Here is an 11,443-nt window from a genome sequence, read left to right as displayed (position 1 = left end):
CGGTGAGTGATCACCGTACCGGTTCGATTCCGGTCCTCGGCATTATGCGCCCATAGCTCAATTGGATAGAGTGTTTGACTACGGATCAAAAGGTTAGGGGTTCGACTCCTCTTGGGCGCGTAGTTTTTTTTATTTTTCGGGAAGTAGCTCAGCTTGGTAGAGCACTTGGTTTGGGACCAAGGGGTCGCAGGTTCGAATCCTGTCTTCCCGATCATTTAAGGCATATCGTGTGATATGTCTTTTTTTGTATTCAGATTTTTTTAGCGAGGTATGATACAATAAAAAAGAAAAAAACGATTGAGGAGGCGGATGTTTGCAAGGAAAAATCCGTAAAGCAGTAAGTGGCTTTTATTATGTCGAATCAGATGGGATCATTTATCAGACAAGAGGACGCGGGAATTTTCGAAATCAAAATATTACACCTTTAGTTGGTGATAATGTAGTATTTGAAAGTACGAATTTAACTGATGGATATGTACTCGAAGTACTTCCTAGAAAAAACCAATTGGTCCGTCCAACAGTGGCTAATATTGATCAAGCAGTAGTCGTGACAAGTATGGTAGAACCGAATTTTTCATTTAATCTATTGGATCGATTTTTAGTAACACTAGAGTTTAATGAGATAGAACCAATCATTTACTTAACTAAAATCGATTTGTTGAGTGAAGTTGAATTAGTAGAAGAAATTATCAAAATTTACGAAGAAATTGGCTATCGTGTGATTGTTGCCACACCAGATGATCGTTCAATTGTAGAATTACAACAAACATTTGAACATAAATTAACCGTATTTATGGGACAATCTGGAGCTGGAAAATCTACATTACTAAATCAGATTTTACCTTCACTTGAGTTGCCAACAGCAGCTATTTCTGAATCACTTGGGCGTGGTAAGCATACTACACGTCATGTCGAATTATTAGAAGTTGCGGATGGTCTAGTTGCAGATACACCAGGATTCAGTGCAATTGATCTTTTGACAATCGACACAGAGGAATTACCAAGATTATTTCCTGAATTTGTAGCACGGATGTCCGATTGTCGTTTTAGAGAATGTAAGCATCTAAATGAACCAAATTGTGCAGTCAAAGAAGCCGTTGAACAAGATAAAATCGCTTATTCACGTTATGAAGATTATAAACAATTTATGTCAGAAATCGAAAATCGTAGACCAGTGTATAAAAAGAAAAACAAAAACTAGGAGAGATTAATATGAAAATTGCCCCTTCCATTTTAAGTGCTGATTTTGCTAATTTACAACGTGACATTGAATTAGTAGAAAAATCTGGTGCTGACTATATTCATATCGATGTAATGGATGGTCATTTTGTACCTAATATTACATTTGGACCTTCAATGGTAAAAGCCATTCGGCCAATAACTAAATTGACGTTAGATGTGCATCTAATGATTACTGATCCAGAAAATTATATTATTGATTTTGCAAAAGCGGGTGCTGATATTATCGGTGTGCATGTCGAAGCTACACCGCACATTCACCGCGCGATCCAGATGATCAAAAATGAAGGGGTTAAAGCAGAAGTTGTGATCAATCCTGGAACTTCGATTGATCAAATCCTACACGTATTACCTTTGGTCGATCAAGTGTTGGTTATGACAGTGAATCCTGGGTTTGGAGGACAATCTTTCTTACCAGAAATGATGGTAAAAATTGAAGAATTAGTCTTGTTAAAAGAAAAATACAACTATAATTTTGATATCGAAGTCGATGGCGGTGTAGACGATCAGACGATCAGTCTATGCGCGCAAGCTGGAGCGAATGTATTTGTAGCAGGAAGTTATGTTTACGGTGCTGAAGACCCAGGTGAACGTATCCAGTTATTGAAAGAACAACTAGTTTGATATGAAAATTTTAATTGTCGGAGGTAGGCCTATCACTACTTGGCCATCACTTGGAACATATGACTATTATATCGGAATCGATCGGGGAGCATTGCATTTATTAGAAGCAAAGATTCCTTGTGATGCAGCAATCGGCGATTTTGATTCTTTGTCAGAGTTGGAACAAATGAAAGTATTTGAGTACGCTAGTTTGGTGAAACAATCACCACCTGAAAAAGATGATACAGATACACAATTAGGCTTGCTTCATGCGCTAACGATTGAGTCAACTGCAGAAATCACCTTAATCGGATTGACGGGTGGTCGAATCGATCATTTCTTAGCAAATCTATGGTTACCACTTGAACCAAGATTTCGTAGCTATTGTCGTCAATTCAAACTGGTGGATCAGCAAAATATCATTACCTTTTTTGAACCGGGTCAATACACGATTTCAAAAGAACCGGACATGCGTTATTTAGCATATTGTTGTTTGACTCCAGTGACTGATCTGACGTTAGCAGAAAGCAAATATACATTACAAAATGTCGATGTTATGTATCCATTGTCATATGCGAGTAATGAATTTTTGACAGATACTGCATTGTTATCTTTTAAAAGCGGGATGATCGCAGTTATTCAAAGTAAGGATTAACTAGGGGTAAGGAAACTCTTAATGTTTCAAAAAAACATTAAGAGTCGTTTTCCTTGCCTTTTGTTTCGTTGCAATAAGTGGTACAATTTAAGTTATGAGTTTCATTCATTTTGAAATTATTGAGGTGCTTTTGTGAAAAAAATTAATCCGAATAAAAATATTATTATTGCACTGATTATTGTGATTATCGTTGTAACGATTCTAAGTGTAACGATTGCTAAGCGAGCTGTTTCTGAAAAAACAAATGTTGTTCAATCAACGGTCAATGATTCTATAGCGTTAGTCGATCGTGTGATTCAAGCGCCGTTTAATTTTATCAGTAAGACTGTAGATAATGTTCAAGACTTATTTACCACTTACGAAGAAAATCAACGTTTGAAAGAAAAAATCGATCACTATGAAGAGCTATCACAACAAACAAAAAATGATCAACGTGAGATCAGTTCATTGAAAGAACAATTGGAATTAAATAACACTCTGACTAGTTTTGAGAAAGTCACTGCAAATGTAATCTCGCGCTCACCAGATACTTGGCAAGATTTCTTGATCATTGATAAAGGATCAAAAGATGGTATCGAGCTAAATATGTCTGTAATGGCGACAAAAGGGCTAGTAGGACGTGTTATCGAAGTCAATCGTGCGTCTTCAAAAATTGAATTATTAACAGCGGAAAATCAAACATCAAATCATTTTCCAGTACGTATCTCGACTAAAGATGGTGTGTTATTTGGACTGTTGAAAGGTTTTGATGAAGAGAAAAATGCATTGATCGTCGAGCAAGTGACCGGTGATGCTAAGTTTGAAAAAGGTGATGTCGTCCAAACTTCTGGTCTTGGTGGAAATTCACCAGCTGATTTGGCAGTTGGAACGGTCTTAGAAGCACGCTCAGATGATTTTGGACTCCAAAAGAAATTATACGTACAACCTTATGCGAAAATGTATGATCTGTCGGTTGTGACCGTAATTAAACGTACAGTAGGTGAGTAATGTGAAACGATTCAGTGTACAGTATCTAACGTATCTCTACGTTGTCTTTTTCTTTTTGATGTTAATCGATGCACATATTACGAACTTCTTCACTAATCTCAACCATAATACCAGTATTTGGCAATCGGAATTGTTATTGCTCTTGATGCTGTTTGCAGCAGGAAAACTGCCACAGCGCTACATGTTGTTAAGTGCACTGACTATTGGTGTGTTGTTTGATATCTACTATTTAGGTTTGATTGGTGTTTATGCAGTAGCGTTACCCTTTACGGTTTGGTTAATGTATGTATTCCATGCGATTTATTATCAAAATCTGATGACGTTATTCTTTAGTTGGATTGTCTCTTTGACTATGGTCCAACTAATTACATTAGGCATCCAGTTGCTCTTTAAAATCACTACGATCAAAGGCGAGTTTTTTGTGACAAATTCATTTGCGCCGACGTTGATTTTAAATATTATTTATTTTGCGCTACTAATGTTTCCTTTAAAAAAATTATTTAAATTAACGATACCTATCGTGTAAATGCTTGATTCTAAATGAATCAAGCATTTTTTTTGTAATAAATGTAGCATTAGTCGACAAATTCAGGTAAAATGTTTCAATGTATTCTTTAAATGTCTAAAGCAAGTTATTTGACATCATATTGAAACATTTCCTTTATCTTTGTGTCATATCTCTGTGGTACAATTCTCTTTGTCTTAAGAAAAAATTAGTCTAAAAAACATGAAACGTACATAAATAAATTTAGAACCCTGTGGAGGAAAGCAGATTGAAGAAAAGCGTAAGTAAGTCATTATTGGTTTGTACATTACTTTTATCAACAATTGCAAGCGTACAAGTGAGTGCAGATGATTTTGATAGTAAAATCAATGAACAAGATCAAAAAATTTCAGCGATCAAAGAGCAAACAGCGACTGCTGAATCACAAATCGCTTCTTTAGAATCGGATATTTCATCGATCTATGATAAAGGAGTAAAACTTCAAGAAGAGCAAACGCAACTTGAAGCTGATACAGCGCAATTACAAAAAGATATCGATGCATTAAAAGTACGTATCGAAAAACGCACAGCTACAATTAAGAAACAAGCGCGTGACGTACAAGTAAATGGTCAAGATACTAGTTTCGTTGATGCTATTTTAAACGCTGATTCAATTACGGATGCTGTTGGTCGTGTACAAGCAGTGAATACATTTGTAAAAGCAAATAACGACTTGATTACGGCTCAAAAAGAAGATCAAAAAGCTGTAGAAGCGAAAAAAGCTGAAAATGAAAAAAAATTAGCTCGTTTAGCAGATGCGAAAGCAGAACTAGACGTACAACGTGATCAATTAGCTGTGAAACAAGCAGACTTAAAAGTTCAAAAAATCGCACTAGCAGCAGAGCAAGCGACTGCAGAATCAACAAAAAGTGATTTATTGAACCAAAAAGCAGCTGCAGAAGCAGAACAAGCACGTATCGTGAAAGCTCAGCAAGAACAAGCAGCTAAAGAAGCAGCAGCACAAAAAGCTGCAGAAGCTAAGGCCGCTGAAACTAAGGTTGCTGAAAAAGCAACTACACAAACAACAACAGCTGCTGTTGAAACTGTGACATCAACTCAACAAACAGCTACAAGTGAAGCTGCAAAAGAAGAAACGACTGCTTCAACTCAAGCACCGGTAGAAACACCAAAAGAAACACAAACAACTACAGAAAAAGTAGAAACACCAGCAACTAGTGAGCCAACTACAACAACACCTGTTGTGACTAAACCTGTAGAAGAAGAAAAACCAGCAACAACAACTCCAGCTTCTGGTGATGCTACATTAGATGCATTAAATGCGCTACGTGCTTCACACGGTTTAAACCCAGTAAGTTGGGATGCAGGATTAGCAGCAACTGCTTCAGCTCGTGCGTCATTAATCAATGGGAATGGTGGATCTATTCCAAATGATCACTGGTCACGTGCAGATGAAGTAATTGCAATCTTATTTGCACCAGGCTCAACTGTAATCAATGCTTGGTACAATGAAACAAATATGACGACTGCTTCTGGAACTGGTCACCGTGATTGGGAAATCAATCCAAGTATCACACGTGTTGGTTTTGGTTATAGCGGTGGAGTGATCGTTGGTCATTCAGCTTAATCTAGTATTTCGAGCTTTCATTTAGACAATTGGTCTAGATGAAAGCTCTTTTTTTGACATCTATTTGTAATATATCTATCATTTTTCTGACATATTGCTATGGTAAACTGCTCTTGTGATTAAGAAAACGTTAAGAAAGTAATCGGGATGCGAGATGGAGGAATGTGTGTGAAGAAGCGGGTCTATGCTTCAATGCTTTTAAGTTCAGTTGTAATGACGACGTTAGCTGCGCCAACTTTAGCTACAGCAGATTCAATTGACGATAAAATCAATCAAGCAGATACAGTAATTAGTGATTTACAAAACAAGCAAGCTGATATTCAAAGTCAAGTTAGCGAATTAGAAAATCAAGTAACAACAATCAATGATCAAGCTCAACAATTAGTAGCAGAACAAGCTACTTTACGCCAACAATCAGACAAATTAAAAACTGAAATCGACGAATTACAAGTACGAATCGAAAAGCGTACAGAAACAATCAAAACACAAGCACGTGACGTACAAGTCAATGGTCAAGACACGAGCGTGATGGATGCATTATTAAATGCTGAATCATTAACGGATGCAGTATCACGCGTTCAAGCTGTGAATACGTATGTCAAAGCAAACAATGATTTGATCAAAGCACAAAAAGCCGATCAAGAATCAGTAAAACAAAAACAAGCAGCTATCGAACAAAAAGTTGCTGACTTAGAAACAAATCAAACAGCATTAGAACAAAAGAAAGCGACGTTAGAACAAACACAAGCTAACTTAGCTGTTGCCAAAGCAGATCTTGCATTAGAGCAGTCTTCTAAAGAAGATGAAAAAGCACAATTAACAGCGCAAAAAGCTGAAGCTGAAGCCGAACAAGCTCGCGTAAAAGCTGAGCAAGAACGTGCAAAAGAAGCACAGGCTAAAGTAGCCGAACAGGCAAAAGCAGTCGCAAAAGAAGAAGCTAAAACGGCAACGACTGAAACTCAAGTTGCTAAGGAAGAAACGACTAAAGTAGAATCAACGGAGTCGACCACACAGACGACACAAGAAGTGAGTACACCAAAAGAAGAAGTTACGACTCCTTCAACAACCACTCCTTCAACAACAGAGTCGACAGAACAGGCTGTACAAACACCTGTTGAGACACCAACTAGTAGTGAAACACCTACACCGGTAACACCTACGCCAACACCAGCACCTTCTCAAACGGTAAATGGTTCAGCAATCGTTGCCGAAGCAAGTAAACATTTAGGTAAAGCTTACGTATGGGGAGCAAAAGGACCAAATTCTTTTGACTGTTCTGGTTTTACTTCTTATGTATATATGCAAGCAGCAGGCAAAAGTATCGGTGGCTGGACTGGAGCACAAGAATCAGCTGGAACAGTGATTCCTGTAAGCCAAGCACAACCAGGAGATTTATTATTCTGGGGTAATCCAGGTAGCACCTACCACGTAGCGATCTCTTTAGGAGGCAATGGGATTATCCACGCTGCTACACCTGAGTTGGGTGTGGTCCAAGGGACAACAGTCGGATTTACACCAAGTTTTGCGATTCGTGTTAATTAAGACCAATTTAAAGAGGCTGTGACAGATTTCTGTCACAGCCTCTTTTTAGTATTGCCATAGTGAAAACAGTAAACCTAGGCTTAAAAAGGGAATAAACGGAATCATGATATGGTGTTTTTTTAGAATATACATACAATACACATAGTACACAATACCTAATATACTTGCACACCAAAGTAAGTAAAACATTTGAGTAAATGTTAACCAAGGAAACCAACTGAATGCTAAAAAAAGATCTGCCTCACCGATAAAAGACCACCTTTTACTCAAGTGATAGAGTAGCAAAAAACATCCAGCAGAAATCCAATTAAAATGAGCATGGCCCAGATATAAATTGATCCAGAGTAGTATGGTAGTGGTATAGAGTAACCACGTATCGACTTCATAGTAAAAAATGTCGATCATACTTAAAATAAATGCACTGGTCATCCAAATAAGTAACGTACTAAGTGGAAATCCAAAAAGGGATGGATAACAGCAAATAATGAAGAAGACAAAACCATATAAACATTCGGCAATAAAATAAATAAGCGGGATTTTAGTATGGCAACGCAAGCAGCGTCCTTTTAAAGAGAGAAACGAAACGATGGGGATCAATTCATAAAAACGGAGTGTTTGTTTACAGTGAGGGCACTGACTACGTGCGCTCCAAAAATTTTGTCTGATCGGCATCCTTTCAGCAAAAACACAAAAAAATGATCCTAAACAAGCACCCATTACAAATAACATCATCATCACACTCCTTACTTATAATTACGTTAAATTAGTTGAGAAAGCTTCTCAGATAGTGTAAATAATTGTACTTTTTTAACGAAAGTCGTTATCCTTTATGTATAGAAACGAAGGAGGAATAGTGGGATGAAATTTGAAAAAACGAAAGAAACTTTAAATCAATTAGTGGCGGACTTGAGTCAGTTTTCAGTTGTGATCCATCAAACACACTGGTATATGCGTGGTCCTGAATTTTTAACCTTACACCCAATGATGGATGACTTTATGGATGAAATCGATGCACAATTAGATGTGATTTCTGAACGTTTGATCACTTTAGATGGCGCACCTTATTCTACTTTACAAGAGTTTGCAGATCATACTGGAATCAAAGACGAAATCGGAACTTACGACCGCACGATTCCAGAAAGAATGGCAAAATTAGTTGAAGGCTATCGCTATTTAGCAGATCTTTACCAAGAAGGTATCGAAATTTCTGGTGAAGAAGGCGATGACTCAACTCAAGATATCTTTATCGCATTCAAAACAGATATCGAAAAGAAAATCTGGATGGTTCAAGCAAAATTAGGCTATGCACCAGAAATCGATCCAGAGCATTCTGTACATCACTAAAAAAAGAAGCCGAATCGGCTTCTTTTTTTAGTTAAATGTCTTTTTGGCACGTTCGATTTGACCGAGGACTTGATCAAATCCCGTTCCACCATAAGAATGGCGGTTTTTGACAGCATTTGTGCTATCTAGTTTTTCATAAATATCTGCAGAGATTGCAGGATGGATCGCTTGATACGTTTCTAGTGAAATATCTTGTAAGTAGTGCCCATTTTGAATTCCTTCTAACACGAGTTTTCCTACGATCTCGTGTGCCTGACGGAAGGGAACACCTTTAGTAGCGAGATAATCAGCAAGTTCTGTAGCATTTGAAAAATCTTTTTCCGTTGATTGTTTCATCGTGTCAGTTTTGATTTTCATTGTGTCGATCATCCCAGTAAAGATCGCTAAACTATGTGAGAGTGTTTGAACCGTATCAAACATTCCTTCTTTGTCTTCTTGCAGATCTTTATTATAGGCTAAAGGAAGTCCTTTTAAAATCGTTAGTAAACCAAAAAGGTCTCCATAGACTCGACCGGTTTTACCACGAATCAATTCTGCCATATCAGGATTTTTCTTTTGCGGCATAATCGAGCTACCAGTTGAATAGGTATCAGTCAGTTCAACAAATTGGTATTCGTAGCTACACCATGAAATAATTTCCTCACAAAAACGTGACAAGTGCATCATGATCAATGAGGCATTACTCAGAAATTCTAAAATAAAATCACGATCACTGACGGCATCTAAACTATTTTCATACACGCTAGCAAACCCTAACTGTTCTGCTGAGTAAAAACGGTCGATCGGAAAAGTCGTACCCGCTAAAGCTGCTGCACCCAATGGAGAAATGTCGATTCGTTTGAGACTCTCAGTCAAACGAGCCACATCACGGGTAAACATATGATAATAAGCAAGTAAGTGATGACCGAATGAGATCGGTTGAGCATGTTGTAGATGTGTATAACCAGGCATGATCGTGTAGACATTTTCTTCAGCTTTAGCGACTAAAACTTCACGCAAATGATCAAGCAGATCGATGATTTGTGTTACTTGATCTTTTAAGTAAAGGTGCATATCTGTTGCGACTTGATCATTACGACTACGTGCAGTATGCAATTTACCTGCAACAGGTCCGATCAAGTCGTGTAAGAATACTTCCATATTCAAGTGGATATCTTCATTTTCTACTGAAAAATCTAGTTCACCAGCAGCTAATTTTTCTTCTAGTTGCACAAGCCCAGCTAAAATTTGATCTGCTTCATCCGCAGGTAAGATCGCCGTTTTTTTCAACATACTCACATGTGCTTTACTACCTTGTAGATCATATTTAGCTAATGCTTGATCAAATGTGATCGATGCGCCAAAGGCATCGATCCATGCTTCATTTTTGCCGTCAAAACGACCACCCCATAATTTTGCCATACATCTAAAACTCCTTTATTTTTGAGCTGCCTGCACTTCAGCATGTACTTTTGAAGGAAGCCCCCATAATTTAATGAAACCTACTGCAGCTTCTTGATCGAAAGTATCCGCAGAAGTATAGGTTGCTAAGTTTTCATCGTATAAACTATTTGCAGATTTACGTCCTTCACAGATCACATTGCCTTTAAATAGTTTCAAACGAACCGTACCATTTACGACTTGTTGTGTACTCTTCAAGAAGGCGATCAAAGCATCTGTTAGTGGATTAAACCATAAACCGTCGTAGATTACTTGTGCTAATTTTTGTTCTAAGATTGGTTTGAAATGCGCCACTTCACGGACAAAAACTAGGTCTTCTAATTCTTTATGTGCAGCCATCAACGTCATCGCTCCAGGACATTCGTACACTTCACGTGATTTGATCCCAACTAAACGGTTTTCGATATGATCGATCCGGCCGATTCCATGTTCACCAGCAATCGTATTTAACTGTAAAACGATTGAAGCAAAGGTATCTTCTTTACCATCCAAAGCAACTGGTTTTCCTTCTTTAAAGGTAACTTCGATAATCGTCGGTGTATCAGGCGCATCTTCTAATTCTTTCGTCAAGGCATAAGCACCTTTTGGCGGTGTTGCCCAAGGGTCTTCTAACACACCACATTCACAGGCACGTCCCCAAAGGTTTTGGTCGATCGAATACGGATTGTCTAAATCTGCTGGGATCGGCACACCTTTTTTCGCAGCATAGGCGATTTCTTCTTCACGTGACCATTTCCATTCCCGAACTGGAGCAATCACTTTTAAATGTGGATCAAGTGCTGCGATAGCGACTTCAAAACGTACTTGGTCATTTCCTTTACCCGTACAACCATGTGCGATGGTTGTCGCGCCAGTCTCATGAGCCAATTCAACTAATTTTTTAGAAATCAGTGGACGAGATAGGGCAGAAACTAATGGATATGAATTTTCATAAAATGTGTTTCCTTGTAACGCAATCAAGGCAAACTCATTGGCAAATTCTTCACGTGCATCAATCGCATATGAAGCACTTGCACCAACTGTCAATGCTTTTTGTTTGATACTCTCAGTATCTTTACCTTCACCGATGTCTAAACAACAAGCGATGACATCGTATCCTTCATCGACTAACCATTTCACTGAAACTGATGTATCTAAACCGCCAGAATAGGCTAAAATTACTTTTTCTTTCATATAAATTCCCGTCCTCTCGTAACTCGTTTTCTTGAATGAACTTATATTAACAAATAAATATAAGTAAATCAACATAAAAAATAATATTTATACAAAATAACTGGATATTATCTATTAAATATACAAAAATTGTTCATAAGCATGAACATTCACAAAAGTTTCAGTTTCTTTAGCTAAAAAGATTGACGAAAGGGGTCTATCTGAGGTATTATATTAAATGGTATTGTTTACCCCATTAGAGCCCCGGAAACTCAAGTGTAAGTAAACATTCGAAATTGATATTGGAGGAAAACTAATCGTGCGTACAACATATATGGCCAAAGCAGGCGAA

General features: G+C 37.7%; 11 protein-coding genes and 2 tRNA genes. 10 read left to right on the top strand and 3 right to left on the bottom strand.

From position 1 onward, the window contains the following. The first annotated feature begins 46 nt into the window (after positions 1-46). The 9 genes from QZ413_RS03855 (at position 47) to QZ413_RS03815 (ending at position 7,155) form a co-directional block, all read left to right on the top strand. Positions 47-120, top strand: a tRNA-Arg gene (locus tag QZ413_RS03855). Positions 121-137: 17 nt separating this feature from the next. Further along, a tRNA-Pro gene (locus QZ413_RS03850) sits at positions 138-211 on the top strand. A 102-nt stretch (positions 212-313) separates the two neighbouring features. After that, on the top strand, positions 314-1,201 hold the full coding sequence (rsgA, locus tag QZ413_RS03845) for a ribosome small subunit-dependent GTPase A (protein ID WP_297076595.1): 888 nt from the start codon (positions 314-316) through the stop codon (positions 1,199-1,201). Positions 1,202-1,212: 11 nt separating this feature from the next. Next, positions 1,213-1,863, top strand: a complete 651-nt coding sequence (rpe, locus tag QZ413_RS03840) for a ribulose-phosphate 3-epimerase (protein ID WP_297076593.1) — start codon at positions 1,213-1,215, stop codon at positions 1,861-1,863. Position 1,864: 1 nt separating this feature from the next. Next, positions 1,865-2,497, top strand: coding sequence for a thiamine diphosphokinase (locus QZ413_RS03835; RefSeq protein ID WP_297076591.1), 633 nt, complete (start codon positions 1,865-1,867; stop codon positions 2,495-2,497). Positions 2,498-2,629: 132 nt separating this feature from the next. Continuing rightward, positions 2,630-3,484: a rod shape-determining protein MreC gene (mreC, locus tag QZ413_RS03830; RefSeq protein ID WP_297076588.1), complete on the top strand. Its 855-nt coding sequence runs from the start codon at positions 2,630-2,632 to the stop codon at positions 3,482-3,484. 1 nt (position 3,485) lies between these two features. Next, a complete protein-coding gene (mreD, locus tag QZ413_RS03825; protein ID WP_297076587.1) occupies positions 3,486-4,010 on the top strand; it encodes a rod shape-determining protein MreD in 525 nt (174 codons plus the stop codon). A 247-nt stretch (positions 4,011-4,257) separates the two neighbouring features. Then, a complete protein-coding gene (locus QZ413_RS03820; protein WP_297076584.1) occupies positions 4,258-5,613 on the top strand; it encodes a CAP domain-containing protein in 1,356 nt (451 codons plus the stop codon). A 168-nt stretch (positions 5,614-5,781) separates the two neighbouring features. Continuing rightward, positions 5,782-7,155 carry an NlpC/P60 family protein gene (locus QZ413_RS03815; protein ID WP_297076581.1) on the top strand — a complete coding sequence of 458 codons (1,374 nt, stop codon included), beginning with the start codon at positions 5,782-5,784 and terminating at the stop codon, positions 7,153-7,155. Between the two features lie 45 nt (positions 7,156-7,200). Here the strand turns inward: QZ413_RS03815 and QZ413_RS03810 are convergent, their stop codons facing one another. Then, a complete protein-coding gene (locus QZ413_RS03810) occupies positions 7,201-7,872 on the bottom strand; it encodes an A24 family peptidase (RefSeq protein WP_297076598.1) in 672 nt (223 codons plus the stop codon). Positions 7,873-8,013: 141 nt separating this feature from the next. On the opposite strand from QZ413_RS03810, the gene QZ413_RS03805 reads away from it, so the two are divergent. Then, the gene (locus QZ413_RS03805; RefSeq protein ID WP_016186591.1) at positions 8,014-8,499 is read left to right on the top strand and encodes a DNA starvation/stationary phase protection protein; all 486 of its coding nucleotides are present in this window, start codon (positions 8,014-8,016) and stop codon (positions 8,497-8,499) included. A 27-nt stretch (positions 8,500-8,526) separates the two neighbouring features. Here QZ413_RS03805 and argH read toward each other — a convergent pair whose 3' ends face one another. Beyond that, entirely contained in the window at positions 8,527-9,900 is a 1,374-nt protein-coding gene (gene argH / locus QZ413_RS03800; protein ID WP_297076577.1) for an argininosuccinate lyase, read from the bottom strand. 15 nt (positions 9,901-9,915) lie between these two features. Further along, complete coding sequence (locus QZ413_RS03795; protein WP_297076574.1) at positions 9,916-11,112, bottom strand: argininosuccinate synthase; 1,197 nt, start codon at positions 11,110-11,112, stop codon at positions 9,916-9,918. Positions 11,113-11,443: the final 331 nt, after the last annotated feature.

This window comes from uncultured Enterococcus sp., from assembly GCF_913775425.1.
GTDB lineage: Bacteria > Bacillota > Bacilli > Lactobacillales > Enterococcaceae > Enterococcus_G.
Note: the sequence above shows the minus strand (reverse complement) of the source record. Positions and strands in the feature narration are given on the sequence as shown.

Excerpts from the sequence above, each read along its gene's own strand:
- rpe (WP_297076593.1), top strand. The coding sequence starts at position 1,213 with ATGAAAATTGCCCCTTCCATTTTAAGTGCTGATTTTGCTAATTTACAA.
- QZ413_RS03835 (WP_297076591.1), top strand. The coding sequence starts at position 1,865 with ATGAAAATTTTAATTGTCGGAGGTAGGCCTATCACTACTTGGCCATCA.
- QZ413_RS03810 (WP_297076598.1), bottom strand. The coding sequence starts at position 7,872 with ATGGGTGCTTGTTTAGGATCATTTTTTTGTGTTTTTGCTGAAAGGATG.
- QZ413_RS03805 (WP_016186591.1), top strand. The coding sequence starts at position 8,014 with ATGAAATTTGAAAAAACGAAAGAAACTTTAAATCAATTAGTGGCGGAC.
- argH (WP_297076577.1), bottom strand. The coding sequence starts at position 9,900 with ATGGCAAAATTATGGGGTGGTCGTTTTGACGGCAAAAATGAAGCATGG.
- QZ413_RS03795 (WP_297076574.1), bottom strand. The coding sequence starts at position 11,112 with ATGAAAGAAAAAGTAATTTTAGCCTATTCTGGCGGTTTAGATACATCA.